General features: G+C 69.6%; 26 protein-coding genes, 1 pseudogene and 1 riboswitch. Of the genes and pseudogenes, 15 read left to right on the top strand and 12 right to left on the bottom strand.

Features of this window, described 5'->3' with window-relative positions:
- Positions 1-8: 8 nt before the first annotated feature.
- The gene (locus A5648_RS04570; protein ID WP_065023399.1) at positions 9-716 is read left to right on the top strand and encodes a phosphatidylserine decarboxylase; all 708 of its coding nucleotides are present in this window, start codon (positions 9-11) and stop codon (positions 714-716) included.
- Complete coding sequence (gene pssA, locus A5648_RS04565) at positions 713-1,627, top strand: CDP-diacylglycerol--serine O-phosphatidyltransferase (protein ID WP_065023398.1); 915 nt, start codon at positions 713-715, stop codon at positions 1,625-1,627. The genes A5648_RS04570 and pssA overlap by 4 nt, the downstream gene beginning before the upstream one ends.
- Position 1,628: 1 nt before the next feature.
- Here pssA and A5648_RS04560 read toward each other — a convergent pair whose 3' ends face one another.
- Positions 1,629-2,204, bottom strand: a complete 576-nt coding sequence (locus A5648_RS04560) for a chorismate mutase (protein ID WP_065023397.1) — start codon at positions 2,202-2,204, stop codon at positions 1,629-1,631.
- On the opposite strand from A5648_RS04560, the gene A5648_RS04555 reads away from it, so the two are divergent.
- The gene (locus tag A5648_RS04555; protein WP_065023396.1) at positions 2,203-4,398 is read left to right on the top strand and encodes an AAA family ATPase; all 2,196 of its coding nucleotides are present in this window, start codon (positions 2,203-2,205) and stop codon (positions 4,396-4,398) included. The genes A5648_RS04560 and A5648_RS04555 overlap by 2 nt on opposite strands.
- Here the strand turns inward: A5648_RS04555 and A5648_RS24355 are convergent.
- A complete protein-coding gene (locus A5648_RS24355) occupies positions 4,345-4,905 on the bottom strand; it encodes an SRPBCC family protein (protein ID WP_267887782.1) in 561 nt (186 codons plus the stop codon). The two genes, A5648_RS04555 and A5648_RS24355, sit on opposite strands and share 54 nt — an antisense overlap.
- Positions 4,882-5,205 (bottom strand): annotated as a pseudogene (locus A5648_RS25025) (bleomycin resistance protein); the annotation flags it as partial. The gene A5648_RS24355 and the pseudogene A5648_RS25025, both read right to left, overlap by 24 nt.
- 185 nt (positions 5,206-5,390) lie before the next feature.
- Between A5648_RS25025 and A5648_RS04545 the strand changes: the two are divergent.
- Positions 5,391-5,903 carry a nitroreductase/quinone reductase family protein gene (locus tag A5648_RS04545; protein ID WP_065023395.1) on the top strand — a complete coding sequence of 171 codons (513 nt, stop codon included), beginning with the start codon at positions 5,391-5,393 and terminating at the stop codon, positions 5,901-5,903.
- Here the strand turns inward: A5648_RS04545 and A5648_RS04540 are convergent.
- Entirely contained in the window at positions 5,900-6,466 is a 567-nt protein-coding gene (locus tag A5648_RS04540) for a TetR/AcrR family transcriptional regulator (RefSeq protein ID WP_065023394.1), read from the bottom strand. The genes A5648_RS04545 and A5648_RS04540 overlap by 4 nt on opposite strands.
- A gap of 46 nt (positions 6,467-6,512) precedes the next feature.
- Here A5648_RS04540 and A5648_RS04535 point away from each other — a divergent pair, with 46 nt between their 5' ends.
- From A5648_RS04535 to A5648_RS04525, 3 genes are read left to right on the top strand one after another with little or no spacing between them, the layout of a single operon-like run.
- Entirely contained in the window at positions 6,513-7,343 is an 831-nt protein-coding gene (locus tag A5648_RS04535) for a mycofactocin-coupled SDR family oxidoreductase (protein WP_065023393.1), read from the top strand.
- Positions 7,340-8,143: a mycofactocin-coupled SDR family oxidoreductase gene (locus A5648_RS04530; RefSeq protein ID WP_065023392.1), complete on the top strand. Its 804-nt coding sequence runs from the start codon at positions 7,340-7,342 to the stop codon at positions 8,141-8,143. The genes A5648_RS04535 and A5648_RS04530 overlap by 4 nt, the downstream gene beginning before the upstream one ends.
- 34 nt (positions 8,144-8,177) lie before the next feature.
- A complete protein-coding gene (locus tag A5648_RS04525) occupies positions 8,178-8,942 on the top strand; it encodes a carboxymuconolactone decarboxylase family protein (protein WP_082966322.1) in 765 nt (254 codons plus the stop codon).
- 71 nt (positions 8,943-9,013) lie between these two features.
- Here the strand turns inward: A5648_RS04525 and A5648_RS04520 are convergent, their stop codons facing one another.
- The gene (locus A5648_RS04520; RefSeq protein WP_065023424.1) at positions 9,014-10,294 is read right to left on the bottom strand and encodes a cytochrome P450; all 1,281 of its coding nucleotides are present in this window, start codon (positions 10,292-10,294) and stop codon (positions 9,014-9,016) included.
- 130 nt (positions 10,295-10,424) lie between these two features.
- Here A5648_RS04520 and A5648_RS04515 point away from each other — a divergent pair, with 130 nt between their 5' ends.
- Together A5648_RS04515 and A5648_RS04510 are read left to right on the top strand one after the other, a co-directional pair.
- Complete coding sequence (locus A5648_RS04515) at positions 10,425-11,012, top strand: TetR/AcrR family transcriptional regulator (RefSeq protein WP_065023390.1); 588 nt, start codon at positions 10,425-10,427, stop codon at positions 11,010-11,012.
- Positions 11,013-11,098: 86 nt separating this feature from the next.
- Positions 11,099-11,938: a mycofactocin-coupled SDR family oxidoreductase gene (locus A5648_RS04510; RefSeq protein WP_065023389.1), complete on the top strand. Its 840-nt coding sequence runs from the start codon at positions 11,099-11,101 to the stop codon at positions 11,936-11,938.
- Between the two features lie 61 nt (positions 11,939-11,999).
- Here the strand turns inward: A5648_RS04510 and A5648_RS04505 are convergent, their stop codons facing one another.
- From A5648_RS04505 to A5648_RS04485, 5 genes are all read right to left on the bottom strand, one after another.
- Positions 12,000-12,638 (bottom strand): LON peptidase substrate-binding domain-containing protein, encoded by a 639-nt coding sequence (locus A5648_RS04505; RefSeq protein ID WP_065023388.1) that lies wholly within the window; start codon positions 12,636-12,638, stop codon positions 12,000-12,002.
- 11 nt (positions 12,639-12,649) lie between these two features.
- Positions 12,650-13,792 carry a glutamate--cysteine ligase gene (locus tag A5648_RS04500; RefSeq protein WP_065023387.1) on the bottom strand — a complete coding sequence of 381 codons (1,143 nt, stop codon included), beginning with the start codon at positions 13,790-13,792 and terminating at the stop codon, positions 12,650-12,652.
- Between the two features lie 4 nt (positions 13,793-13,796).
- Positions 13,797-14,507 (bottom strand): superoxide dismutase[Cu-Zn], encoded by a 711-nt coding sequence (gene sodC, locus A5648_RS04495; RefSeq protein WP_065023386.1) that lies wholly within the window; start codon positions 14,505-14,507, stop codon positions 13,797-13,799.
- A gap of 9 nt (positions 14,508-14,516) precedes the next feature.
- Positions 14,517-14,987, bottom strand: a complete 471-nt coding sequence (locus tag A5648_RS04490) for a LytR C-terminal domain-containing protein (RefSeq protein WP_065023385.1) — start codon at positions 14,985-14,987, stop codon at positions 14,517-14,519.
- A 75-nt stretch (positions 14,988-15,062) separates the two neighbouring features.
- The gene (locus tag A5648_RS04485; protein WP_024440118.1) at positions 15,063-15,371 is read right to left on the bottom strand and encodes a DUF3263 domain-containing protein; all 309 of its coding nucleotides are present in this window, start codon (positions 15,369-15,371) and stop codon (positions 15,063-15,065) included.
- A 283-nt stretch (positions 15,372-15,654) separates the two neighbouring features.
- Here A5648_RS04485 and A5648_RS04480 point away from each other — a divergent pair, with 283 nt between their 5' ends.
- From A5648_RS04480 to A5648_RS04455, 6 genes are all read left to right on the top strand, one after another.
- Positions 15,655-16,248 carry a peptide deformylase gene (locus tag A5648_RS04480; protein ID WP_065023384.1) on the top strand — a complete coding sequence of 198 codons (594 nt, stop codon included), beginning with the start codon at positions 15,655-15,657 and terminating at the stop codon, positions 16,246-16,248.
- 10 nt (positions 16,249-16,258) lie between these two features.
- On the top strand, positions 16,259-17,167 hold the full coding sequence (locus tag A5648_RS04475; RefSeq protein ID WP_065023383.1) for an N-acetylglutamate synthase, CG3035 family: 909 nt from the start codon (positions 16,259-16,261) through the stop codon (positions 17,165-17,167).
- A 13-nt stretch (positions 17,168-17,180) separates the two neighbouring features.
- Positions 17,181-17,984, top strand: a complete 804-nt coding sequence (locus A5648_RS04470; RefSeq protein ID WP_065023423.1) for an exodeoxyribonuclease III — start codon at positions 17,181-17,183, stop codon at positions 17,982-17,984.
- Between the two features lie 107 nt (positions 17,985-18,091).
- The gene (locus tag A5648_RS04465) at positions 18,092-18,595 is read left to right on the top strand and encodes a hypothetical protein (protein ID WP_065023382.1); all 504 of its coding nucleotides are present in this window, start codon (positions 18,092-18,094) and stop codon (positions 18,593-18,595) included.
- A 10-nt stretch (positions 18,596-18,605) separates the two neighbouring features.
- On the top strand, positions 18,606-23,102 hold the full coding sequence (locus tag A5648_RS04460) for a cation-translocating P-type ATPase (RefSeq protein ID WP_082966320.1): 4,497 nt from the start codon (positions 18,606-18,608) through the stop codon (positions 23,100-23,102).
- Positions 23,099-23,374 (top strand): hypothetical protein, encoded by a 276-nt coding sequence (locus tag A5648_RS04455; protein WP_065023381.1) that lies wholly within the window; start codon positions 23,099-23,101, stop codon positions 23,372-23,374. Before A5648_RS04460 ends, A5648_RS04455 begins: the two co-directional genes overlap by 4 nt.
- Before the next feature lie 7 nt (positions 23,375-23,381).
- Here the strand turns inward: A5648_RS04455 and A5648_RS04450 are convergent, their stop codons facing one another.
- Together A5648_RS04450 and A5648_RS04445 are read right to left on the bottom strand one after the other, a co-directional pair.
- A complete protein-coding gene (locus A5648_RS04450; protein WP_065023380.1) occupies positions 23,382-23,585 on the bottom strand; it encodes an Rv1535 family protein in 204 nt (67 codons plus the stop codon).
- Between the two features lie 233 nt (positions 23,586-23,818).
- Positions 23,819-23,986, bottom strand: a riboswitch (M-box (ykoK) riboswitch).
- A gap of 101 nt (positions 23,987-24,087) precedes the next feature.
- On the bottom strand, positions 24,088-25,848 hold the full coding sequence (locus A5648_RS04445) for an MFS transporter (protein ID WP_065023379.1): 1,761 nt from the start codon (positions 25,846-25,848) through the stop codon (positions 24,088-24,090).
- Between the last annotated feature and the right edge of the window lie 72 nt (positions 25,849-25,920).

Genomic DNA, 25,920 nt, shown 5'->3' with positions numbered 1-25,920 from the left:
ATGGCCGGATGGCCAGACGACCCCGCCCGCCGGATGATCCCGGCGGTCTGCGACACCTGATCGAGCTCGTGCGCACGACGGTGCCGCCGATGCACCACGCCGGCGTGCCGTTCGTCGCCGGCGCGCTGGGCGTGGCCGCGCTGGGCCGCAGGCAGCGCTGGCTGCGTGGCGCCGGGCTGCTGGCCGCCGGTGCCAGCGCCGGGTTCTTCCGGCATCCGCCGCGGGTGCCGCCGACCCGCCCCGGAGTGGTGGTGGCGCCCGCCGACGGCATGGTCTGCCTGGTCGACACCGCCACCCCGCCCCCCGAACTCGAACTGCCCGACACTCCGCTGCCGCGGGTCAGCATCTTCATGTCGGTATTCGACGCGCACGTGCAGCGGGCTCCGGTCGGCGGTGAGGTGCTCGACGTGCGGCACCGGGCCGGCCAGTTCGGGTCCGCGGACCGCGCCGAGGCCAGCGAAGACAACGAGCGCAACAGCGTGCGGATCCGCACCGCCGACGGCGCCGAGGTGATCGCGGTGCAGATCGCCGGGCTGGTGGCGCGGCGCATCGTCTGCGACACCCGGCCCGGCGATCGCCTGGCGATCGGTGACACCTACGGGCTGATCCGGTTCGGCTCGCGGCTGGACACTTACATGCCGGTCGGGACGCAGCCGCTGGTCGGCGTCGGTCAGCGCATGATCGCCGGTGAGACCGTGTTGGCCCAGCTGCCATGACGGCCACCCCCCATCAGGCCGTCCCAGCATCCCGCGGCCGGGGCCCGGTGGGTCTGCACATCCTGCCCAGCTCGATGACGGTGCTGGCGATCTGTGCGGGCCTGACCGCGATCAAGTACGCGTTGGACGGTCAGCCGCACGTGGCGATGGCGCTGATCGCGGCGGCGGCCATTCTCGATGGTCTCGACGGCCGGGTGGCCCGCATCCTGGATGCCGAGTCGCGGATGGGCGCCGAGATCGATTCGCTGGCCGACGCCGTCGACTTCGGGGTGGCCCCGGCGGTGGTGATCTACGTGTCGCTGCTGTCGACGCAGCCGGCGGGCTGGATCGTGGTGCTGCTCTATGCGGTGTGCGTGGTGCTGCGGCTGGCCCGGTTCAACGCCCTGCTCGATGACGCCACCCTGCCGGCCTACACCCGCGAGTTCTTCGTCGGCATGCCCGCGCCGGCCGGAGCGATCACGCTGATGGGTTTGCTGGCCGCGAAACTGCAGTTCGGCGACGGCTGGTGGACGTCGCAGTGGTTCACCTGCGCCTGGGTGGTGGCCACTTCGCTGCTGCTGGTCAGCCGCATCCCGATGCGCAAGATGCACGCCGTATCGGTGCCGCCGCACCTGGCCGCGCCGCTGTTGGCGGTGCTGGCCCTGGTGGCCGCCGCGGCGTTCCTGTTCCCCTATGTGCTGGTGCTGGTACTGATCGTGACCTACGTGTGCACCATTCCGTTCTCGGTGCGCAGCCAGCGCTGGGTGGCCGCGCACCCGGAGACCTGGGAGCACGCCCCCCGGGAGCGCCGGGCCGCGCGCCGGGAGATCCGCCGGTCACAGCCGAGTCGCCGCCCCGGTGTACGGCGGGGCATCCGCCGGCCCAGCGGGCAGTCGATGGCACGGCTGCGGCTGCGCAAGCCGGGCCGCTGAGCTACCCGGCGCAGTACTCGCGCGTCGCCGACGACAACGCCTGCCCGGAGAACTCGTCGAATCGCCGCGCCGCGCTGACGTCTCTTATCGCCTCGTCGAGGCGAACGGGGCAATCCGGGGCGTGCAGCTGCTGCCACTGCAGGCCGAGCTGGGTGAGCATGACGTGGTTGAAGCCGTCGATGCGCGCCCGGGATGTCGCCAGGTCGGGCGCAACGGCCGGGGCGCTGCCCGGGTCCAGCTTCCACTGCGCGAACCGGTAGTGCTCGAGCGCTTCGGTGGCGGCGATCTGGTCGGTGAAAATCTGGCGCACGTAGCCGGCGTCGAGGTGTTCGGTCTCGGCGGCCGAGGCCAGGGAGTCCAGTTGTTGCTGCACCCGGGCTGGGTCTTCGATGCCGGCGTTGGTGCGCCATTTGACGGCGGCTACGTCGTCGCCGACCTGCAGCCGCTGGGCGGCGGCATCAACCAACTCGGCCAGCGGGTTGGGGTTATCGGCTCCGGCGGTGGGCGGTAGCGCCAGCAGGGTGACCGCGCAGATCGCCGACGCCGGGATGGTGCAGTATGCCGATAATGGCCGCATGGGTTCTATTGAAGAGCATCGGGACGGCGATGCCTCCCGGACCTCCTCCCGCCACCTGACGCTGATCGCCCGGCTGAACACCTCGGCTGTGGATTCGCGCCGCGGCGTGGTCCGGTTGCACGCCGAAGCGATTGCCGCCCTGGGCATTCGGGAATGGGATGCGGTGTCGCTGACCGGTTCGCGCACCACGGCAGCGGTGGCCGGATTGGCTGAGACGGGCTCGCCGGCCGGCGTGGTGCTGCTCGACGACGTGACCCTGTCCAACGCCGGTCTGCGGGACGGCACCGAGGTGGTGGTAGCCGCGGTGACGGTCTACGGCGCCCGCTCGGTGACGCTGAGCGGGTCGAAGCTGGCCTCGCAGTCGGTCTCACCGGCCACTTTGCGCCAGGCGCTGCTGGGCAAGGTGCTGACCGTCGGTGACGCGGTATCGCTGCTGCCGCGCGATCTGGGTCCGGGCACCTCGACGTCCGCGGCCACCACCGCGCTGGCCTCCGCGGTGGGGATCAGCTGGACCTCGGAACTGTTGACGGTCACCGGCGTCGACCCGGCGGGACCGGTCAGCGTACAACCGAACTCCTCGGTTGCCTGGGGCAACAGCACCGCAGTCGCGCCGTCGAATCGGATCGTGGCCACCGCATCCGCACCGCTGAGCGTCGACGACCTCAAAGGCTGCGCCGCACAAGCCGACAAGCTGACCGAGTGGCTCAAGCTGGCCCTGGACGAGCCGCATTTGCTCAAGATGCTCAACGCCGGCACCAACCTCGGCGTGCTGGTGTCCGGCCCGCCCGGGGTCGGCAAATCCACGCTGGTGCGGGCGGTGTGTGCGCGCCGGCGGGTGGTCGAGCTCGACGGCCCCGAGATCGGGGCGAGGGTTCCCGACGAGCGACTGGCGGCGGTGCGCTCGGGGGTGACGGCCGTGGGCGACGGCGGCGGGGTGCTGTTGATCACCGATATCGATGCGCTGCTGCCGGAGAGCCCCGAGCCGGTGAGCACCCTGATCCTGGCCGAGCTGCGCAATGCCGTCGCCTCCGATGGGGTGGCGTTTATCGCCACTTCCGCGCTGCCGGACCGGGCCGACGCTCGGCTGCGCGCCCCGGAGCTGTGCGACCGGGAGCTGCGGCTGAGCCTGCCCGACGGCGCGACCCGCGCCGCGTTGCTGGGCGGAATGCTGAAATCGGTGCCCAACGACACCCTGGATCTGAATGAGATCGCCGATCGCACACCGGGTTTCGTGGCCACCGATCTTTCGGCTCTGGTGCGCGAAGCGGCACTGCGGGCGGCGTCGCGGGCCAGCGACAGCGGCGAGGAGCCGGTGCTGACTCAGGACGATCTAGCCGGTGCGCTCAGCGTGATCCGGCCGCTGTCCCGCTCGGCCGCCGCCGAAGTCTCCGTTGGCTCGGTGACCCTCGATGACGTCGGGGACATGGAAACCACCAAACAGGCGCTGACCGAGGCGATCCTGTGGCCGCTGCAGCACCCCGACACCTTCACCCGCCTCGGCGTCGACCCGCCGCACGGCGTGCTGCTCTATGGGCCGCCGGGCTGCGGCAAGACCTTCGTGGTGCGTGCGCTGGCCGGATCCGGACGGGTCAGCGTGCACGCCGTCAAAGGCGCCGAGCTGATGGACAAATGGGTGGGCAGCAGCGAACGGGCGGTGCGGGACCTGTTCCAGCGCGCCCGCGATTCCGCGCCGTCGCTGGTGTTCCTCGACGAGATCGATGCCTTGGCGCCGCGGCGCGGGCAGAGCTTCGACTCCGGGGTGACCGACCGGGTGGTGGCCGCGCTGCTCACCGAACTCGACGGCGTCAACCCGCTGCGCGACGTGGTGGTGGTCGGCGCCACCAACCGGCCGGAGCTGATCGACCCGGCCCTGACCCGGCCGGGCCGGCTGGAGAAGCTGGTGTTCGTCGAGCCACCCGACGCCGACGCGCGCCGGCAGATTCTGCGGGTGGCCGGAAAGTCCGTGCCGCTGCATGACGACGTCGACCTCGACGCCTTGGCCGCCGACCTCGACGACTACAGCGCCGCGGACTGCGTGGCGCTGCTGCGCGAAGCAGCTCTGACCGCGATGCGGCGCTCCATCGACGCCGCCGACGTGACGAACGCCGATATCACCGCGGCGCGTGAAAATGTCCGGCCCTCACTGGATCCCGCTCAAATCGAGACGCTGCGGTCCTTCGCCGCGGCGCGTTGACGCGGGCGGCGTTAGCAGCCCCTCAGCCAACGCGGCAAGCCGGGCCAGCGAGTCCGCCAGCCGGTCCGCGGTGGTCCAGCGCGCCCGCGGGAGGCGCTTCGGGTCGGTCAGCTGCGACCAGTCGTAGGTGTGGGTGACCCGGGTGTGTGCCTCGTCCAACGGCTCGAGTTCCCACCGCCACAGATGTCCCGGGGGCGACTGGCCGGGTTCGGCCGGGAACCAGGCGATCCGGCGGCCTTCCTCGAACTCCACCACGTGGTTCTCCCGCACGACACCGAGGGTCAGCGCCATGGTGAACATCGCGCCGACCGCGTGCACCCGTTGTCCGGCAGTCGCTTCGGCGAGGTTCTCGTTGCCGTCCCACCGGGGCTGCTGAGCCGGATCGGCGATCAGCTCGAAGATCCGCGCCGCCGGCGCGGCGATGTCGCGACTGGCGTGGGCGACCTTGGCCGGTGAGCCGACGCGGTGGGCGGTGCCGTCCGGGTCGACGTAGGCGAACTCCCGCAGCTGATACTCGGTGTCCACCGGCTCGACAAAACGTCCCTGCACTCCCGAGGCGGTCCACTGCGCGTAGAGCGCGTCGGCGTCGTCGACGTAGAGATACACGCTGGAGGCGGTCCGCAGTGGATCGTGCTCGGCCCACTCTGACAGGTGCAAGGAGACCGGCCCACGTTCGGCGAAGCCGTACCGGTCGGACCCGGCGTAGGCGCGAGCGACGAATCCCAGCCGGCGGTAGCGGTCCAGCGCCGCATCGAGATCTCGCACCGGAATGATCGGTGAAACCGCGGTGAATCCGACGTCTGTCATGACGAAAGCGTACGTCGCCACGTGGTGCCGCCATCCACACCCAAGTCCGCTCCCCCGGCCCCGATAGCGCCGACGCTATCCGATTCGGCACCATCCACCACCCGTCTACCGGCGACTTGTGGGGCCCATGGGAAACCTGTTGCGCCCCGGTTGGATTCCGCGGGAAACGCGGGATAATCAGCGGCATGACTGAGAACCCCTTTCCCGACGTGCGGTGGGGCCGCGACCCCGGAACGTGGGCGCGGCGAGTGATCGGGGCGGTCGCGGGATCCAAACCCGGCGCCTGGTTCATCCGCCGATGCACGCCGCTGGACCGCTGGCTGCTCGACCGCAGCGGCGGCCGGTTCACCATCCTGGGACCGATGGCCGTCCCGTTGCTGCTGCTCACCACCACCGGCCGCAAATCCGGTCAGCGCCGCCAGATCCCGCTGGCGTATATGCGTGACGGGGACCGACTGTTCCTGGTGGGCAGCAACTTCGGGCAAGCGCACCATCCGGCATGGGCATTGAATCTCGTCGCCGAGCCCAACGCGTGGGTCACGATGGGCGGCAAGGAAATTCCGGTGCTGGCCACCGAGGTCGTCGGCGCGGAGCGCGACCGGATCTACCAGGAGTTCGTCGACTACATCAGCAACTACGACACCTACCGGGGCCGGGCGGGCCGGGAGATCAAAATCTTTGCGCTCACCAGCCGCTAACGGCCCGCGGCCTTCTCGTATCCAGTGGTGAGCCAGTACACCGCCCGGTCCAGGCTGGGCAGGATGTCGGTGATGGCGATCTCGCCGGCAGCGAAGCGGGCGGACAGCCCGTAAACCAGGTTCGAGATGATGACATCCAGGTCGGTGATGAAGCCTTCGTCGACGTCGGAGAGCGCTGCGCGCATCGCGGGGCCCACCACGTCGAGCCCCCGGCGGACCAACGTGTCACCGCCGGGGGCAGATCGGGCCCGGACGTAGGCGGTGAGCATCGCCGGGTGCCGCTCCCACGGCTCGAAAAGGGTGCGGTACAGGCGCATCAGCGCGGTATACACCGCTTCCCCGGGCACCCGCGGATGCGAGACGACGCCCGAGTAGCGGTTCTCGGCCATCCAGGAGTCGAGGGCGGCCAGAATGAGCTCGTCGCGGGTGGCATACCGCTTGTAGATGGTCGCCAGCGATACCCGGGCGCGGCGGGCGACTTCGCGGAGCTGGACCGCGTCGTAGCCCTGCGTTTCAAGGATTTCGACGACGATGCCCAGGATCCGATCCTCGGAACTATCCATAAATTCACCCCTTGCCGCCGATGAGTAACCAGGTTACCGTACCGGCATGGGTTCTCTTGACGGAAAAGTCGCATTCATCACCGGCGCAGCGCGCGGGCAGGGCCGCAGTCACGCGGTTCGGCTCGCCGCCGACGGCGCCGACATCATCGGTGTCGACATCTGCGCCGACATCGCTTCCAACGGCTACCCGATGGCCAGCCGCGCGGAGCTCGACGAAACCGTCGCGCTGGTGGAAGCCCAGGGCGGCAAGATGATCGCCTCGGTTGCCGACGTCCGCGATTTCGCCGCGCTGAAGGCCGCGCTGGATGCCGGGGTCGAGCACTTCGGCCGCCTCGACATCGTCTGCGTCAACGCCGGCATCGCCGCGATGGCCTTTCGCGAGCTGACCGACGACGAAGACCTGCAGATGTGGACCGACGTGATCGACGTCAACCTGGTCGGTTCGTTCCACACCGCCAAAGCGGCCATCCCACACCTGATCGCCGGCGGCCGGGGCGGGTCGATCGTGTTCACCAGTTCCACAGCCGGCCTGAGGGGCTTCGGCGGCCTGCAGGGCGGCGGCCTGGGTTACGCGGCGTCCAAGCACGGCATCGTCGGCTTGATGCGGACGCTGGCCAATGCGCTTGCATCGCACAGCATCCGGGTCAACACGGTGCACCCGACCGCGGTCAACACGATGATGGCGGTCAACCCGGCGATGACGGCATTTCTGGAGCACTATCCCGACGGCGGACCGCATCTGCAGAATCCGATGCCGGTCGGCATGCTCGAGCCGGAAGACATCAGCGCCGCGATCGCCTACCTGGCCTCCGACGCCGCCCAATACGTCACCGGGGTCACCTTCCCCGTCGACGCCGGCTTCTGTAACAAGCTATGAGCGGGCGGGTAGCCGGCAAGCGAGTGCTGGTGACCGGCGCCGCGCGGGGCATGGGCCGCAGTCACGCCGTGCGCCTGGCCGAGGAAGGCGCCGACCTGATCCTGGTCGATATCTGCGCATCGCTGCCGGAGATCGAATATCCGCTGGCCACAACCGAAGACCTCGACGAGACCGCGCGGCTGGTCACCGAGCTGGGCCGCCGCGCGGTCAGCCACGTGGTCGACGTGCGCGACGGCGCCGCGCTGGCCGCCGCCGTCGACGACGGCGTGGCCGAACTGGGCGGCCTGGACGCCTCGGTGGCCAACGCCGGGGTGATCACCGGGGGAACCTGGGACACCACCACCTCCCAGCAGTGGCGCACCGTCGTCGACGTCAACCTGATCGGGGCGTGGAACACCTGCTCGGCGGCACTGCCGCACCTGGTCGAGCAGGGTGGCAGCCTGATCAACATCAGTTCGGTGGCCGGGCTGAAGGGCAGTCCGCTGCACACTCCCTACACCGCATCCAAGCACGGTGTGGTCGGCATGAGCCGAGCCCTGGCCAATGAGCTTGCCGCGGTGAATGTCCGGGTCAACACGGTCCATCCGACCGGGGTCGAGACCGGGATGCGGCCCGACACGCTGCACGGGCTGCTGCACGAGGCCCGTGCCGACCTGGGACCGATCTTCCAGAACGCCTTACCGATCGTGATGACCGAGGCTCGCGACGTCAGCAACGCGGTGCTGTTCCTGGTCTCCGATGAGTCCCGGCACGTGACCGGGCTGGAATTCAAGGTCGACGCCGGTGTCACCCTCCGGTGAGCCGGGGCGCGGCGAGCGCGCCTTCGCCGAGTTGATGACCGTTCCGGCCCCCGACTGCTCCCCGGTCGCCGCGACCATGCTCGACTTCGTCTTCGCCCAGGTGTGGGCGCGTCCGGGGTTGAGCCGCCGCGACCGATGGTTCATCGCACTGCCGTGCCTGGCCGCCGCTGATACCGAGGAACCGCTGCGCCAGCACATCTACGCCGCGCTCGCGAGCGGGGATCTCACGATTGACGAAATACGGGAAGCGGTCTTGCATTTCGCGGTGTACGCCGGCTGGCCGAAAGCGTCGCTGTTCAACATGACCGTCGACGCGCAGTGGCAGCGCATCCACGCCGAGCGAGACCAGCCGGTCCCGCCGCCGACCCCGCTGCTGCCACTGGCCACCCCCAGCGATCCCGAAGCCCGGATCAGCGTCGGCGAGCAGTCGTTTCGCGACATCAACTGCCTGCCCTTCGCCCCGCTACGCGACGACCCGTACTCGGGTGCGGGCATCTTGAATTTCGTCTTCGGCGAGATGTGGTTGCGGCCCGGACTGGGCATGAAGCACCGGCGGCTGGTGACCGTGGCGTGCGTGGCGTTTCAGGACGCGCCATATCCGATCCTCAGCCACGTCTACGCCGCACTGAAGAGCCGCGACGTCTCATTCGACGAAATGGACGAGCTGGCTTTGCAATTCGGGGCCTACTACGGTTGGGCCAAGGCGTCTCGGCTGGCCCAGGTGATCGAGGAGCAGAAGCAGCGGGTCACCCAGGAGTGGGCCGCCGAGGGTGCGACCACTGCGCGCGAGCAGACATGAAAACACCCTGTAACTAAGTTACTAGGGCGCTTTCGTGTCTGCTCGCGGGAGGGAAGTCGACCCGCGCGGGGTCAGCTCACCGGGTCGAACTCGACATGCAGCGCGGTCAGCCCGCGCAGCAGGAAGGTCGGCTCATAGTCGTAATGCCGCTCGCCGGCCGGGCCGTGGTGGGCGTCGCTGATCCTGATGTTCCGCATCCGGTCCAGCATGCGATTAGCGGTGATCCGTCCTTCGACCCGGACCAGCGGCGCGCCGGGGCAGGTGTGGATGCCGCGGCCGAAGGCGATGTGCTCGCGAACGTTCTTGCGGTCCAAGTTGAATTCGTCGGGGTTCTCGAACTTGCGCGAATCCCGGTTGGCCGCCCCCAGGCACAGCATGAGCACCGTCCCCGCCTTGATGGGTACGCCGGCCAGCGTGGTGGTCTTGCGCGCCAGGCGGAAGTCGATCTTGGTGGGGCTCTGGATCCGCAGCGATTCTTCGATGAACCGCGGGATCAGATCGCGGTTCTCGCGCAGCCTTTCCTGCAGCTCGGGTTGCTCGCCAAGCACCTGCACCATGGTTCCGAGCAGCTTGGTGACGGTCTCCTGGCCCGCACCGAACAGGAAGGTCGCCGGACGTACCACCTCCATCACGTCGGGAATCGAGCCGTCGGGGTAGGTGGCCTCGGCCAACATGGTCAGCACGTCGGCGCGGGGGTTGCTGCGCCGATCGGAGATGTAACCGTTGAACTTGTCGTCGAGGTACTCCAGCGGGTTGAGGCCGACCGGCTCCCCGTCCAGGGCGCCGACGCGGGCGCCCGGGCGTTCGCCGGCGCCCAATGCCCGGCGGAACTCGGCGCGGTCGTCGTCGGGAACCCCGAGCAGGTCGGCGATCGCCAGCGTCGCAAACGGTTTGGCGTAGTCCATCAGGAATTCGCAGCGCCCATCGGCGATGAACTCGTCGAGCTGCAGGTCGGCCAGCCGCCAGATGAACTCCTCGTTCTCTTTCAGCCGGACCGGAGTCAGGATGCGTCCCAGCAGCGCCCGGGTGCGCTCGTGGTTGGGCGGATCCTGGACGACGACGTGCTCGAAGATCGGGAACAGATGCCGGTGCGCCTCGATCTGGTCGGTGATGTCGTCGCCCTCGGGCTCGAACGGCAGCGGCGGAAAGGGACCGCCGATGGCATTGACCGCCGAGAACGAGTCGTGGTCTTTGAACGCGGCGTGCACCTCTTCGTAGCCGGTGACGGCGACGACGCCGTGGTGTGGCTCGGCGAAGACGGGCCCATTCGAGCGCAGGTATTCGTAATAGGGGTAGGGATTTTGGGTTATCCCCGGGTCGGAGAAGTAGTCCACCGCCGCGAGATCCGTCACCACGCGATGCGCCCTTTCGCTCGTATCACGACCTGGTCGCGCTGATCGATCGATCAAATTGCTAGAATGCGTCATGCCTATCATGTACGGCAGCAGGTGGTCAAGCAATCGCCGCGTCGGGACGGCCTGAATGACGGGGCCGCGCAAGGCCAAATCGACCGACAGCGCCGCCAGGCGGCGGCTGATCGAAGCGACCGCCCGACTGATGCGCGACGAAGGCTACGCCGCGGCGACCTCGCGACGGGTGGCCGCCGAGGCCGGGGTGAAGCAGGCCCTGGTCTACTACTACTTCCCCACCATGGACGACCTGTTCGTCGAGGTGCTGCGCGCCGGGGCCGACGTCGCGCTGGAGCGGATGCGCGCCGCCCTCACCGCCGACGATCCGCTCCGGGCGCTGTGGACCATTAATAGCGATGCGCGCCTGACCAGCTTGAATACCGAGTTCATGGCGCTGGCCAACCACCGCAAGGCGATCCGGGCCGAACTCAAGGCCTACGCCGAACGGGTCCGGGACATCGAGACCGCGGCCGTCACGGTGGCGTTGCGCACCAACGGCGTCGACCTGGAGCAGTATCCCCCGGTCGCCGTCGCCATGCTGATCGCCCAGACCGCCCGCAGCCTGTGCAACGAAGACACCGTCGGCGTCACCAGGGGCCACGACGAGCTGCGCGCCCTGGTCGAGCGTCAGCTGGGCCGGTTGGCGGCCCCGCCGGCTTAGCGCCGACCAGCAACCGATGGTTGACAACCCGGCCCGTTGGTGCCAGCCTTGCTGATCGATCGACCAACACGAGACGAGGTGCAGACATGGGTGGACGAGTCGAGGGCAAAGTCGCTTTCATCACCGGGGCGGCGCGCGGTCAGGGCCGCAGTCACGCGGTGCGGCTGGCGCAGGAAGGCGCGGACATCATCGCCGTCGACGTGTGCGCTCCGATCAGCAGCAATACCGTGATCCCGCCGGCGACATCGGATGATCTCGCCGAAACCGCTGATCTGATCAAGGGATTGAACCGCCGCATCGTGACCGCCGAGGTCGACGTCCGCGACTTCGGCGCGCTCAAAGCCGCCGTCGACAGCGGTGTGGAGCAACTCGGGCGCCTGGATGTCATCGTCGCCAACGCCGGAATCGGCAACGGCGGCGAGACCCTGGACAAGACCTCCGAAACCGACTGGCAGGACATGATCGACGTCAACCTATCGGGCGTCTGGAAGACCGTCAAAGCCGGTGTGCCCCACCTGATCTCCGGCGGAAACGGCGGATCCATCGTCTTGACCAGCTCAGTGGGCGGCCTCAAGGCCTACCCACACACCGGTCACTACATCGCGGCCAAGCATGGCGTGGTCGGGCTGATGCGCACCTTCGCCGTCGAGTTGGGGCAGCACTTCATCCGGGTCAACTCGGTACATCCCACCAACGTGAACACGCCGCTGTTCATGAACGAGGGAACGATGAAGTTGTTCCGCCCGGACCTGGAGAACCCCGGCCCCGACGACATGGCCGTCGTGGCGCAGCTCATGCACGTGCTGCCGATCGGTTGGGTGGAGCCGGTCGACATCAGCAACGCCGTGCTGTTCCTGGCCTCCGACGAATCCCGTTACGTCACCGGGCTTCCGATGACCGTCGACGCGGGCAGCTGCCTGAAATAAGCCACGTTGACTCTGCGTCCACCAGACACCTCACTCGCACTTCTGCCTGGTGGACGCAGAGTCAACGAGGGATATCGAATTCGACGCGGGCCGCGACCGTCTCGATCGCCTCGCGCAGCACCGCCATCCGGTCGGAGAGCGTGGGCGCAGCCAGCACCGCGTAGCGGTCGGCCTCGCCCATCGGGACCCGGCAGGCCAGCGAGTACAGTCGCTGCACCGGATCCAGCGAGCGCAGCCGGCGGCCGCCCAGCATGGAGTTGCGCCCCGGCATGACCCACCGGCGGCGCGCCATCGCCATCCGCTTGTGCAGCGCGACGATCCGGTCTTCCAGCTCGCGGAACTGACTGTCGCTCACCGCTTCTGCCTCATCGTCGGGCCACACCTCGGCGATCGCGCGCGGATACGGGTCGTCGGCGAGCCACTCGCGCACCCGGATACGCTCCCCGGTCAGGCACCGCAACGCATAACGGCCGCCACCGAGCTCGGCGCAGTGCGTGATGGCAGCCATCGCGCCGACGTCGTTGCGCTGCTCACCCCCGCCCACCTCGCGGCCGCGGGCGATCAGCACCACCCCGAAACGGGGGTCGCCGCTGCGCATCAGGTCGCCGACCAGCACCGTGTAGCGCAGCTCGAAGATCCGCAGCGACAGTTCCTCACCGGGCAGCAGCACCCATTCCAGCGGGAACATCGGCAGCTCCATCAGCCGACCCCTCAGTTGACATCCAGCTCGGCGACCAGCGCATCGACGACCGCGCGCAGGTCGCCGTCGTGCTCCTCGGCGACCCGGCGCTGGCGCTGGTACGACGCGCCCGTCCGGTAGATGTCGGCAACGGAGGCGAGCTCGTCGGCGCAGTTCAGTCGCGCGGCGATCGGCTCCAGCCGGTTGAGCAGATCGTCGAGGTCCTCGGTGACCAAGCGCTCGTTGCTGTCGGCGTCGAGGATGATCTCGGCGTCCAGGCCGTAACGGGCCGCGCGCCACTTGTTCTCCTGCACGTGCCACGGCGGCATGGTGGGCAGGAACTGGTCGGCGTCCAGCCGCCGGTCCAGATCGACGATCAGGCAGTGGGTCAGCGCCACCAGCGCGCCCAATTCGCGAAGATTGGACACCCCGTCGCAGACCCGCACCTCGATGGTGCCCAGACGCGGGGACGGCCTGATGTCCCAACGGATCTCGCTGGTGTCGTCGATGATCCCGGTCTTCTTCTGGTCATAGACGAAGCCTTCGAACTCGGGCCAGGTCTGGAACTGAAACGGCAGCCCCGCCGTTGGCAGCTGCTGGAACATCATCGCCCGGTTGCTGGCGTAACCGGTGTCCTCACCGGCCCACCACGGCGACGACGCCGAGAGCGCCAGCAGGTGCGGGTAGTAGTTGAGCAGTGAGGAGATGATCGGCATGACCTTGCGGGCCGAGGAGATGCCGACGTGTACGTGCACTCCCCAGATCATCATCTGCCGACCCCACCACTGGGTGCGTTTGATCAGCTCGGCGTAGCGCGGAGCGTCGGTCAGTTTCTGCGCCGACCACTGCGCGAACGGGTGGGTGCCGGCACCGAACAGTTCCATCCCCCGGTCGTGCACGATGGGCTGGGTGGCGGCCAGCGTCTGGCGCAGGTCGTCCATCGCCTCACCGGTGTCGGCACAGATGCCGGTGACGAGTTCGACGGTGTTGCGCAGCAATTCGTTGTGCACCCGCGGGTTCTCGCCGATTTCGGCCAGCACGGCACTGGCCTCGTTGCTCAGGTCGCGGGTCTGGGCGTCGACAAGGGCGAACTCCCATTCCACCCCGAGGGTGGGCCGGGCGCAGTGCGCGAACTCGATCCGGGCTTCAGACCGCGAGGAAGCCCAGGTGTGCAACGGGTTATCCGGTGCCGATGACACCACACGCAACCCGCTTGCCGGCGTCTCCGGTGGTCAGCGTGGTCTGGTCCGGGCCGGGAGTGCCGTTGACCTGGGTGTAGCGGTCCGCCGGGATGTTGGCGAAGTTGTCGTCGTCCGCGTGGATGATCAAGGCGGTCTTCTCGCCGGCCAGCAGCTCGTCGCGGGTGAACGCGTCGGTGGTGGTGACCAGCAGCGCGCTGCCGTCGGAGCGCACCTGCAGCGAGGTCAGGTCACCGCTTTGCGGGTGCTCGCTGTGGCCGGGAGCCTGGAAATGCCCACCGGCCGACAGGAAGGCGCCGGGCGCCCCGCCGCCGGGCGGAACCGAGTCGGCTTCGCACTTGCCCACCCCGTGGATGTGCATGCCGTGGAAGCCGGGCGTCAGCACGCCGGGGTTGGTGGTCTGCACGGTGACGGTGGCGAATTCCTTACCGCCGGCCGTGCTGAACTCGAACGTCGCGGTGGCGACCTGACCGCCGTCGGGGGTCGCCAGATGCGCGACGAGGTTGTTGTTGGAGGCGCCCTGCTCGCCCGGCTCGCTCGCGTGGCCGGACGGCGCCGGCGACCCGGTCCAGATGGCCGGCGTGGTGCCCGGCACGTCCGACGGTGGCTCGTTGGGACTGCATGCGGCCACCATCACAAGCGGGGTGGCGAAGACAGCGGCGGCGAGAACTCTGCGGTGACCTGTGACCATGCGAGGAGCTTAACCCGCGACCACCACAATGACGCCCGGTGGCTGCTCGGCGACGTCGGGGATGCGCGGCTCCACCGCAGCGTGCAGCACCCCGGCCACCGCGGTGGCCGAGTCGTGCTCCCCGGGAGCGTCGCCGAAGTAGACGGTGGTCCCGGTGACCTCGGGCAGCTCGAGGTTGCCGACGTCGGTCACGTTCCAGCCGGCTTCGCGCAGCTGGTCGGCGGTGTGCCCGGCCAGTCCGGCCTGCTCGGAGATGTTGTAGACCCGCACGTCGGACTTGTGCGCGGGATGCTCGGGCTTGGCGACCGCCGAACTGGTGGCCGCCGGCTTCGAGGTCGGCGAATGGCCGGTGTCGTCGTCATTGCCCGACGACCCGAGTGCCTGGAACCCGACCAGCAGAAAGATGGTGCCCAAGAACAGCAGCACCATCACCATGGCCCGCAGCGGGAGTCGAGACGAGTCGGGAACGTGGTCGTTCATTGCGTCCACTGTATCCAGGTGCGGGTCATAACCGATAAACGCCCAGCTATCAAGGGTTCCCGCTGATCAGGCGCGTCAGGTGATATCGAAACCGAGACGCCGGGCCGCGCGCGCCTTCTGCCGGCTGGACCGCAGCCTGCGCAACCGCTTGACCAGCATCGGGTCGGCGGCCAGTGCTTCCGGCCGGTCAACGAGGGCGTTGAGCACCTGGTAGTAGCGGGTCGCCGACAGCGCGAACCGCTCCTTGATGGCCTCTTCCTTGGCGCCGGCGTACTTCCACCAGTCCCGTTCGAAGGACAAGATGTCATGTTCGCGGCGACTCAGGCCGTCGGTGGGCTCCGAATCGTCCCCTGAGCGATTCGCTTGCGCCATGGCGCCGTCCATATCGTTTCCTGGACCCTTCCGGAAAGTTTTGTGCTGAACGTTCGTTGCTTTTCGGCGGCGTGTTCTGCGCGATTATTGAATCACGGCAGGTGGTGCGGAACCGGGAGCCCGTCCCGCGAGTCGCCGTGGCCGCTGCACCGGATCGGTGGGGGCCACCAACCCGGCGGTTCCAGCTTCGCCTCTCCTCCGTCGAGCCTCGCTAAACCGCCCACCAACCCGGCGGTTCCAGCTTCGCCTCTCCTCCGTCGAGCCTCGCTAAACCGCCCACCTAAACTTTTCGGTCATGGCCGTCGTACCCATCCGCATTGTGGGCGATCCCGTCCTGCACACCCCGACCACTCCGGTGGCCGTCGCCGAAGACGGCTCGCTGCCAGCCGACCTGGCCGAGTTGATCGACACGATGTACGCGACCATGGACGCCGCCAACGGGGTGGGACTGGCCGCCAATCAGGTCGGGGTGGGGCTGCGGGTGTTCGTCTACGACTGCGCCGACGACCGCCGCTCGACCACCCGGCGCCGCGGCGTGGTGGTCAACCCGGTGCTGGAGACCTCCGAGCGTCCCGAGACCATGCCCGACCCGGACAACGACGACGAAGGCTGCCTGTCGGTGCCCGGTGAATCGTTTCCCACCGGCCGGGCGGAGTGGGCGCGGGTCACCGGCCTGGACGCCGACGGCAACCCGGTCACGCTGGAGGGCACCGGATTGTTCGCCCGGATGCTGCAGCACGAGACCGGGCACTTGGACGGCCTGCTGTATCTGGACATGCTGGTGGGCCGGCACGCCCGCGCGGCGAAGCGGACGGTGAAAGCCAACGGCTGGGGGGTGCCGGGCCTGTCCTGGATGCCCGGGGATGTGCCGGATCCGTTCGGCCACTGACGAACCCGCGATGAGCCCGCCGCCCGAACCGCCTGCGGAACTGCCGGAGGTCGGCGTCCGGGTGAGCCTGCGCTACCTGCGTCCCCCCGGCTCGCAGCCGTCGATGGGCGACGTGGTGGGCCATCTCGTCGAAGCCGGGCCGCTGGTGCGGATCCGTTCCGCGGACGGGGTGATCCACGAGTGCCGGCACGCCGACGTGCTCTATGTGCGCCGGCTGACCGATCGGCCGGTGAAGAATTCGGCGATCCGATCCGTCGAGCACGCCGCCGCCCTGGCCTGGCCTGGCAGCGAGCACCAGTGGCTCGACGGCTGGCTGCTGCGGGCCGGGCCCGGTGCCGACTTGGCCACGAATTCTGCTGTGCCCCTGGACATGTTCGCCCACACCAGCACCATCCCGGAGATCATCGACTGGTATGCCCGACGGGATCTGGAACCGACCCTGGCGGTCCCGGAGCGGCTGCTGCGACTGCCGGAGGACATCCCCGCGCGGCTGGAGACCCGCACCCTGGTGCGCGAGTTGACCGCCGGGACGTTGACCGAGCAGGTGACGCTGACCGACCGGCCCGGCCCGGACTGGCCGGCCGAGGACTCGGTGGGGCCGCTGACCGCGGTGGTCGACGGTGAGCTGATGTTCGCCTGCACACCCGGGGTGGCGGTCGGGCGCGGCGCGGTCACCGAGGCCCCGGACGGCACCCGCTGGTTGGGGGTGACCGCCCTGCGGGTGGCCGAGGACGCGCGCCGGCAGGGCCACGGCCGGGCCATCTGCACTGCCCTACAGGCCTGGGGGACCGACCGCGGCGCGACCCGCGGCTACGCCCAGGTGCCAAGCGGCGACACTGCCGTGTTCGCGTTCTTCGAGGCGATCGGATTCGCCGGTCAGCACCGCACCCGCTACCTCAATGCCGTCGATCTAGGGTGACCACGTGACTGCACTGCGACTGGCCACCTGGAACGTCAACTCCATCCGCACCCGGGTGGACCGGGTGACCGACTGGCTGGCCCGTGCCGACGTCGACGTGCTGGCCATGCAGGAGACCAAGTGCACCGACGCGCAGTTCCCCACGCTGCCGTTTCACGAACTGGGCTACGAGGTGGCCCATGTGGGCCTCAACCAGTGGAACGGGGTGGCGATCGCGTCCCGGGTCGGTCTGGACGACGTGGAGGTCGGATTCCCCGGCCAGCCGGTCTGGGCCAAGCCGGAGGCCGATCCGGCCGTGGAGGCGCGCGCGCTGGGCGCCACCTGCGCCGGGGTGCGGGTGTGGAGCCTGTATGTGCCCAACGGTCGCGCGCTGAACGACCCGCATTACACCTACAAGCTGGAATGGCTTGCCGCGTTGCGCGATACCGCCGAAGGCTGGTTGGCCGACGACCCGTCGGCGCCGATCGCGCTGGTCGGCGACTGGAACATCGCCCCGCAGGACGACGACGTGTGGAGCATGGAGTTCTTCAACGGCGCGACGCACGTCTCCGAGCCGGAGCGCCGGGCGTTTCGGGCGCTGTCCGAGGCGCAATACCTCGATGTGGTGCGGCCGTTCGCCCCCGGCCCGGGCGTCTATACCTACTGGGATTACACCCAGCTGCGGTTCCCCAAGAAGCAGGGCATGCGCATCGATTTCATCCTGGGCTCCCCCGCGCTGGCGACCCGGGTCTCGCACGCCGAGATCGTCCGGGAGGAACGCAAGGGCAAGTCGCCCAGCGACCACGCGCCGGTACTGGTGGACATTCAACGGCCGTGACCGCCCGCAGTTATATGAATTCCTTGTGGATTTCGCGGTGGTCGCCGAATTTCGCTTAGGATGGATCGGGTTAACCAATTTGCTCATTTGAAGGGCAGGGAATAACCATGAACGCCGTCGCAGGGACGGTACGGAAGGTGGCCGGGGCGGCAACCCGCGCGGCGACCATGACCACTGAGGCGGCCGGTGCGATCGGCGGGGCCGCGCTCAACGGGGTGATCGGCGGAGTGAAAGGCGCGGCCAGCGGTGCGCAACGCGGGCTCAGCACCGGCAGCCACTCCACCCCGGCGGCCGCACTGACCCTGGGCGCTCTGGGCGTCTCGGGGTTGATCGAGTGGCCGGTACTGGTGGCAGTAGGCGGCACCGCGCTGGTGCTCAAGCAGCTCAACGGCCGCTCCGAGAACAGCAAGGCCCAGAACACCAAGGCCTCGACAGCGGCACCCTCGAAGCCCTCGGCGAAGGCTCCCTCCGCTGCGGCACGGCCGTTGAAGTCGGTGAAGTCGGGGAAGCCGGCGGGCTCGTCGGCCCCGCGGCGCAGCGGTTCGCAGGCTAAGAAGACCACGGCACGGCAGTCGCGCACCGGCGGCGGCAGCGCTCGCGCGCGCCACTGAGCGGGGCGGAGTGGATTTAGGCCGTGCCATCAGGCACTCTCTTCCGCTGCGTGCGGCGAATTTCGGTGTCCAACTCACCTCCACGCTGATCGATGCGTCGGTGCAGACCGCGACCGGCATAGCCGGAGCGGTCATTCCCAACGGCGAGGCCGGGTGGTCGCTGTCCCGGCGGTGCTTCCGCGGCGAGCAGCGGGCCTGGGTCGAGGTGCGCGGGCTCGACGGAGCCGACGGAGCCGAGCTGGCGACCGCCGTGCTCAGCGCGGCGCGCGCGCTGCCCGGGGTCACCTCGGTCCGGTTGAACCACCCGCTGTCCCGGCTGGTCGTCGGCCTGGACTCGTCCGGCGGCAACGACGTGGTGTCGTTGCGCGAGCTGTGCCGGGTCGTCGCCGACATCGAAAACCAGTACCGTCGGCTGGCCCACCGCGGCCGCCCGCCGGCGAGCCTGCCCGGTGACGGCATGACGCAGGCGCTGCGCGCGTTGACCGTCGGCGCCAACGTCGCCGGTTTGGGTTTGGCGACGGTCGGCCGGCTGCTGCGGTTGCCGGTGCTGCCGCTGGGCCTGGAAGCCGGGGTCATCGTCGTCGACTACCAGCCGCGGCTACGCCGACTGCTCGAGGACAGCCTCGGCAAGCAGGCCACCGACGCCCTGCTGTCGCTGGCCGGTGCGGGCGTGCACACCCTCAACCAGGCACCCACCGCGCTGGCGGTGGATCTGTCGATGGAGGCGATGCGCGCCGGGGAGGAACTCGCAGCGGCGCGGGCCTGGCGCCGCCGCGAGCCCGAGCTCGCCGACTACGCCGACCATCCGCCGGTGGCCATCCCGCCGCGGCCGGTGCCGCGGCCGCCGGGTCCGGTCGAACGCCATCTGACCCGCAGCGCCGTTGCCCAAGCCGTCGGGGCCGGCGTGATCGGCGCGGTGACGCGCAGTCCCGACCTGGCCGGCACCGCTGCCGCGGTGACCGCCCCGAAGGGCACCCGCACCGCGCGCGAGTCGTTCGCCGCGACCCTGGGCCGCGGTCTGGCCGACCAGCACGGCGTGGTGGTGCTGCGCCCGGGCAGCCTGCGTGAGCTCGACCGCATCGACACCGTGATCATCGACCCCCGGGTGCTCTGCGGCGAGAACCTGCGGGTGATGCAGGTGCGCGGCGCCGACGACGACGAGCTGCGCGCCGTGTGGGCGCAGGCCCTGGCCCGGCTGGGCGATCCCGAACTCACCCCGGGCTGGCACCGGATCGGTCCGCGCCCCGGCGTGCGGGCGTCGTTCCAGCCCGCGCTGCTGCCGCTGGCCGCCGCGGTGGTCACCGAGGCCCGGCACGCCGACGTCGAGGTGATCTCGGTCGAGGTCGAGGCGCTCGGCGAGCTGCGGCCGATCTTCGATGAGATCCGTCCGCTGGACGGCGCATCGATCGATGAGGCGCTGGCCGCCGCGGTGACCGCCTACCAAGCCGACGGTCACGACGTCGCGGTGCTCTCGACGGCCGCCGTCGACGCGCTCGCGGCGGCCGACGTGGCACTGGGCATGCTGCCGGGGCAGGGCAGCCCGCCGTGGTGCGCCGACGTGTTGCTGACCGACCTGGCCGCGGCGTGGCGGATGCTGCACGCGTTGCCCGCGGCCCGGTCCGCCAGCCGCCGTGGTGTCGAGATCGCCACCGGCGCTTCGACATTGGGCGCACTGCTGATGCTTCCCGGGGTGCGTGGCCGCGGTCCCGGTCCGGTGACCACCGGTGCGGCGGCCGGCGCGCTTTCGGGTTACTGGCTGGCCCGGCGCGCGGTGGACGCCGCGATGCCGCGTCCGGCTGCGGTGCACGAGTGGCACGCCATGTCGATCGAACAGGTGCGGGCGGTGCTCCCGCCGCCGGACCAGGAGATGCCGGCCGAGACCCACCACGCACCCGCCGCCGCGGCCGCACTGGCGGCCGTCGATCTGGCCCGCCGCGGCGCCCAGCGCACCGCGCCGCCGAAACTGTTCTGGCAGTTCGCCCAGGCGGTCCGCAGTGAACTGTCCGACCCGATCACCCCGGTGCTGGCGCTGGGGGCCGCGGCCAGCGCGGTGCTGGGCTCACCGGTCGACGCGATCCTGGTCGGCTCGGTGGTCAGCGGCAACGCGGTGCTGGCCGCCGCGCAGCGACTGGTGGCCGAACGCCGACTCAATGTCCTGCTCAATGAGCAGGTGGCACCGGCCCGCAAGGTGATCCTGGGCGCCACGGCCGACGACCGGACCTACTGCGACGTGGTCGCCGAAGATCTGCGTCCCGGTGAGCTGATCGAGGTGCGGTCCCACGAGGTGGTGCCCGCCGACGGGCGGCTGATCGACGCGGACGACCTGGAAGTCGACGAGTCCTCGCTGACCGGCGAATCCCTGTCGGTGGTCAAGCAGGTCGAGGCGACTCCGGGCGCGGATCTGGCGGAACGCGAGTGCATGGTCTACGCCGGCACCACCGTCATCACCGGCACGGCGCTGGCGCTGGTGACCGCGGCCGGCGCTGACACCTACAGTCGCCGGGCCGCCGACCTGGTCGCCGGTGAGCAGTCGGCGGTCGGCCTGCAGCACCAGTTGAGCCTGCTGACCAGCAGGGCGTGGCGGATCAGCCTGGCCGGCGGTGCGCTGGTGACCGGGCTGGGCATGCTCCGGCGCACCGGGCTGCGCCAGTCGGTGGCCTCCGGCATCGCGATCGCCGTCGCGGCGATCCCGGAAGGACTGCCCCTGGTGGCGACCCTGGCGCAGCAGGCGTCGGCTCGCCGATTGACCAAATCCGGTGTCCTGGTGCGGGTTCCGCGTTCGGTGGAGGCGCTCGGCCGCGTCGACGTGGTGTGCTTCGACAAGACCGGGACACTGAGCCAGAACCGGCTGCGGGTGACCGAGGTGAAACCCGCGCCGGGTTACTCGCCCGACCAGGTGTTGACGTTCGCCGCGCAGGCCGCGCCGGCGACCAACGGCCGGCAGGTGCACGCCACCGACGCCGCCATCGTCGAGGCCGCGGTGGCCGCCGAAGTGGTCGATACCGATCGCGGGGAAGTCGCCCACCTGCCGTTCCGGTCCGGCCGCAGTTACTCGGCGTCGGTCGACGGCGCCGAGCTGTCGGTCAAGGGTGCCCCCGAGGTGGTCGGCCCCGCCTGCGGCGGGGACCCGGCGATCCGCCGAACGGTGCTGGAGATGGCCGGCGAAGGCCTGCGGGTGATCGCGGTCGCCCGCCGGCGCCTCGGCCCCGAACAGGTGGCGGCCCTCGGCGAGGACCCGGATCCGGAGGACATCGCCGAATACTGTGGTGCCGGACTGACGTTCGTCGGCCTGCTGGGTATCGCCGACACCCCGCGCCCGGAAGCCGCCGAGCTGTTGGCCGAGCTGGACCGCCGCGGGATCCCGGTGCGGCTGATCACCGGCGACCACCCGGTCACCGCGACCGCGATCGCCCGGGAGATGGGCCTGGCCGTCAGCGCCGACCAGGTGATCAGCGGCGCCGACTGGGATGGGTTGTCGCGCAAGGGCCAAGAGCATGCGGTGACCGAGAAGGTGGTATTCGCCCGAATGTCGCCGGAGAACAAGGTTCAGGTGGTCCAGACCCTGGAGCGCACCGGCAAGGTGTCGGCGATGGTCGGCGACGGCGCCAATGACGCGGCCGCGATCCGGGCGGCCACCGTGGGCCTCGCCGTCGTCGCGCACGGCAGCGAATCGGCGAGCACCGCGGCGGACGTGGTGCTGGTCGGCGGTCGGGTGCATGCGCTGGTGGACGCCCTGGACGAGGGCCGCGAACTGTGGCAGCGGGTGCAGGCAGCGGTGGCGGTGCTGTTGGGCGGCAACGCCGGCGAGGTGGCGTTCGCGATCATCGGCAGTGCGATCACCGGCCGCTCGCCGCTGAATGCCCGCCAGCTGCTGCTGGTGAACATGCTCACCGATGCGCTGCCGGCCACCGCGCTGGCGGTCAGCGAGCTCAGTGACTCCGCCGCGTCGGCGGCTCGTGGGCCGGATCCCGACGCGCTGTGGCGCGCGGTCGCCGTGCGCGGCGTGACCACGGCGTCGTCGGCGGTCGGCGCCTGGGCACTGGCGTCGGTCACCGGGCGTCAGCAGCGGGCGTCGACCGTCGCCCTGGTGTCGCTGGTGGCCGCCCAGCTCGGCCAGACGCTGCTGGACTCCCACGACCCGCTGGTGGTGCTCACCGCGGTCGGATCGCTCGGCGCGATGGGAACGTTGATCACCATTCCCGGTGTCAGTCAGCTGCTGGGCTGCACCCCGCTGGGCCCGCTGGGTTGGGCCCAGGCGTTGGGTACGGCGACGGTCGCCACCGTCGGCGCGGCCGTGGTGCCCAAGCTGGTGTCCGGGTGGCAGGACATCGCGGACAAGCCCACCGAGTTCATCGTTCCGGGGCCGCGCCGGCCCGACGGCACCGCGGTGTCCAACGGCCGCCCCGCGCCGCACCTGCGGCTTGTGCACAATGGGGACACCGGCTCTCGTCGCGGAACGGCCGCGGCCCGATCATCCGGCGACCCGTCGCCACCAGGAGGCTCATGATGGCGGACAAGCCGCGGCGCAGCACTTCTCAAAAAGAAGCGGTGGCCCATATCCGCGAGGCGGAGGGTTTCGCGGTCGAGTTGCCGCTGGTCGGAAAGGTGACGGTGCCGCGTCCCGAGCAGCTGGCCTACTACGGGGGGCTGGCGCTGCTGGCCGCCTTCGAGATCATCGACTGGCCGGTTGCCGTTGCGGTGGCTGCCGGCCACATTCTGGCCAGCAACCACCGCAGCGAGGTACTCGAGCAACTCGGCGAGGCCCTCGAGGACGTCTAGAGCGACCTCAGTTGTTGACGGTCAGCACACCGACGCGCCACAGGAGTGCGTACATCTGGTTCAGCGGACCGCTGAGCAACCGGGTGGCCATGTCGACCACCGGGTCTGAGGCAGGCGCGGCGGGCGCGCTCCGGCGGGCGTCCAGCTTGGTCGGCGTGCTGATGGCGCGCGGGGCCGGAGCCGTGATGTCGGTGTAAGCGATTGCAACCATGATGATGGCCTCCTAGTCGCGTAACGGTGCTACGCGCCCAGCGAGGAGCTCAGGATTTTTGCTCAGCTGGAGGCGGTATGCGACCGTTCGGATGGGGACGGAACAGACGTCAGATATCGGCTCGGACTATCACCGGAACTCATTCGTCCCTCACCTCCTCTCGGTCGCGGGCACGCGCTGGCGTGCCGGTTTCACCGTATGCTCATGGAGGCAGCTCCGACGATTGTCGGACGACCGCACCCCTCTCGTCAGAGCTTCGGCACTACACGGCGTGTCCATTTCTGGAAGCCACTTGGGCTCAACCCTTAAGCCGGGAGGAGCTGTCCTGACCCGGGGCGTCTTTCGACGTTCGGGGTCAGTGGCCTGTGTCCGTGCAGACGCCTCACCTAACGAGGTGCTTGCGTGGTCCATAGTGCATCACGCGCGAGCCCGGGTCAACTCCCTGAATGTCGGGCGTGTCGGACGCCCCTGACCTGCCCGAATGCGCTTGTACGGCGAGCATTCACGCCGCCGTGCGGTCCGACACGTTCACCGGCTCGACCGCATACCGCCCCGGTGCCAGCCAGGAGGTCAGCGCGCCGAGCACCATCATCACCGCGGCGGCGGCGAACACCACCTCCAGCCCGGTGTGGAACGGCCCGGAGATGAGCTGGGGGAAGAAGCTGTGTCCGGTCAGCGCCTGGGCATCGACGCCGGGATGGTCCAGGGCGCCGGAGGGTCCCAGCAACTCGGCGATCGGGTTGTAGCCCAGAAACGCCGCGAACAGGCTGCCCACCGGCGGCGTGTTGGCCACCTGGTCGGCCACCGCGGCCGACACGCCCTGCTGCTGCAGCCCGGCGCCCATCGCCGCGGGCAGCGTGTTGGCCAGCCCGATCACCATCAGCGAGAAGAAGACGCCGATCGACAGCGACGTGCCGGCGTTGAAGAACGTGGCCCGCACGCCCGACGCCGCCCCGCGCTGATCGGCTGGGACGCTGGACATGACCACGGCGCTGTTGGGTGCGGTGAAGATCCCGCCGCCCAGCCCGTTGAGGAACACCAGCGCCGCGAACATCCGATAGTCGAAGTCGACCGGCAGCATCATCAGTGCCACGAAGGTCGCCGCCATCAGCACCATGCCGCCGACCGCGAACGGCCGGGCACCGTGCCGGTCCGACAGCGACCCGGCCACCGGTCCGGCCAGCAGGAACCCGGCCGTCATCGGCAGCAGATAGATCCCCGACCACAGCGGGGTGGATTCGAAGCTGTAGCCGTGCAACGGCAACCAGATGCCCTGCAGCCAGATGATCAGCATGAACTGCAGCCCGCCGCGCCCGATCGCCGACATCAGGCCCGCCACGTTGGCCATGCCGAAGGCCGGGATCAAAAACAGCCGCACATCGAGCAGCGGGGCGGCCACCCGCAGTTCGATGACGCAGAACAGCACCAGTAGCGCCACCCCCAGCGCCAGTGCGCCCAGCACCGCGGGGCTGGTCCAGCTGGTGGGCGAATTCCCGTGCGGCTGAATGCTGTAGGTGATCGCGGTCAGCAGCACGGTCAGGCCCAGGCCCAGCGTCACGGTGCCGGCCCAGTCCAGCTTGGCCGGTGCCCGCTCACCGAGTTCGTGCAGTGAGCGCACCGACCAGATGGTGCCCAGCACCCCGATCGGCACGCCGGCCCAGAACACCGCCCGCCAATCCCATTCCGAGAGCAGCCCGCCGAGCAGCAGGCCGACGAAGGACCCGGCGACCGCCGCCACCTGGTTGACGCCCAGCGCCATGCCGCGTTGATTGGCCGGGAAGGCATCGGTGAGGATCGCCGACGACGACGCGAACAGCATCGCCCCGCCGACTCCTTGCACCACGCGCCAGCCGATCAGCCACTGCGCGCCGGGGCCCAGGTCGAACGGGTCGATCGACAGCGCGATCGCCGCGACCGTGAACACCACGAAGCCGGCGTTGTAAATGCGAACTCGGCCGAACATGTCGCCGAGCCGGCCGAAGAAGACCACCAGCACCGCCCCGACCAGCAGGTAGCCCATCAGCATCCACAGCAGGTAGCTGACGTTCGCCGGGTCCAGCGGGTTCAGGCCGATGCCGCGGAAGATCGCCGGCAGCGAGATCAGCACGATCGAGCCGTTGATGGTGGCCAGCAGCACGCCCAGCGTGGTGTTGGACAGCGCGATCCACTTGTAGCGCGGGTGGTCGCGGTCGTAGCGCCGCCGGCGACGGGCGGTGGCGACCGCGCCGGGATCGAGATCTGCCCTCTCGATCTGCGCCGTCATCTAAGTCACCACGTCTTTCGTTAAGCCAAGGCACATATATTAGCTATGCAAAGGATCGGATGCCTAATCTGC

Source organism: Mycolicibacter sinensis (assembly GCF_001673565.1).
Classification (GTDB): Bacteria; Actinomycetota; Actinomycetes; order Mycobacteriales; family Mycobacteriaceae; genus Mycobacterium; species Mycobacterium sinense_C.
The sequence above is the reverse complement of the archived record's forward strand: the minus strand, read 5'-3'. Positions and strand labels throughout refer to the sequence as shown.

Bases quoted from the DNA above. Each gene is read 5' to 3' on its own strand.
- A5648_RS04480 (WP_065023384.1), top strand. From the start codon at position 15,655: ATGGCCGTCGTACCCATCCGCATTGTGGGCGATCCCGTCCTGCACACC.
- A5648_RS04475 (WP_065023383.1), top strand. From the start codon at position 16,259: ATGAGCCCGCCGCCCGAACCGCCTGCGGAACTGCCGGAGGTCGGCGTC.
- A5648_RS04570 (WP_065023399.1), top strand. From the start codon at position 9: ATGGCCAGACGACCCCGCCCGCCGGATGATCCCGGCGGTCTGCGACAC.
- A5648_RS04560 (WP_065023397.1), bottom strand. From the start codon at position 2,204: ATGCGGCCATTATCGGCATACTGCACCATCCCGGCGTCGGCGATCTGC.
- A5648_RS04465 (WP_065023382.1), top strand. From the start codon at position 18,092: ATGAACGCCGTCGCAGGGACGGTACGGAAGGTGGCCGGGGCGGCAACC.
- A5648_RS04485 (WP_024440118.1), bottom strand. From the start codon at position 15,371: ATGGACGGCGCCATGGCGCAAGCGAATCGCTCAGGGGACGATTCGGAG.
- A5648_RS04490 (WP_065023385.1), bottom strand. From the start codon at position 14,987: ATGAACGACCACGTTCCCGACTCGTCTCGACTCCCGCTGCGGGCCATG.
- A5648_RS04515 (WP_065023390.1), top strand. From the start codon at position 10,425: ATGACGGGGCCGCGCAAGGCCAAATCGACCGACAGCGCCGCCAGGCGG.
- A5648_RS04445 (WP_065023379.1), bottom strand. From the start codon at position 25,848: ATGACGGCGCAGATCGAGAGGGCAGATCTCGATCCCGGCGCGGTCGCC.
- A5648_RS04530 (WP_065023392.1), top strand. From the start codon at position 7,340: ATGAGCGGGCGGGTAGCCGGCAAGCGAGTGCTGGTGACCGGCGCCGCG.
- A5648_RS04555 (WP_065023396.1), top strand. From the start codon at position 2,203: ATGGGTTCTATTGAAGAGCATCGGGACGGCGATGCCTCCCGGACCTCC.
- A5648_RS04450 (WP_065023380.1), bottom strand. From the start codon at position 23,585: ATGGTTGCAATCGCTTACACCGACATCACGGCTCCGGCCCCGCGCGCC.
- A5648_RS04505 (WP_065023388.1), bottom strand. From the start codon at position 12,638: ATGGAGCTGCCGATGTTCCCGCTGGAATGGGTGCTGCTGCCCGGTGAG.
- A5648_RS04525 (WP_082966322.1), top strand. From the start codon at position 8,178: ATGACCGTTCCGGCCCCCGACTGCTCCCCGGTCGCCGCGACCATGCTC.
- A5648_RS04535 (WP_065023393.1), top strand. From the start codon at position 6,513: ATGGGTTCTCTTGACGGAAAAGTCGCATTCATCACCGGCGCAGCGCGC.
- A5648_RS04540 (WP_065023394.1), bottom strand. From the start codon at position 6,466: ATGGATAGTTCCGAGGATCGGATCCTGGGCATCGTCGTCGAAATCCTT.
- sodC (WP_065023386.1), bottom strand. From the start codon at position 14,507: ATGGTCACAGGTCACCGCAGAGTTCTCGCCGCCGCTGTCTTCGCCACC.
- A5648_RS04545 (WP_065023395.1), top strand. From the start codon at position 5,391: ATGACTGAGAACCCCTTTCCCGACGTGCGGTGGGGCCGCGACCCCGGA.
- A5648_RS04455 (WP_065023381.1), top strand. From the start codon at position 23,099: ATGATGGCGGACAAGCCGCGGCGCAGCACTTCTCAAAAAGAAGCGGTG.
- pssA (WP_065023398.1), top strand. From the start codon at position 713: ATGACGGCCACCCCCCATCAGGCCGTCCCAGCATCCCGCGGCCGGGGC.
- A5648_RS04510 (WP_065023389.1), top strand. From the start codon at position 11,099: ATGGGTGGACGAGTCGAGGGCAAAGTCGCTTTCATCACCGGGGCGGCG.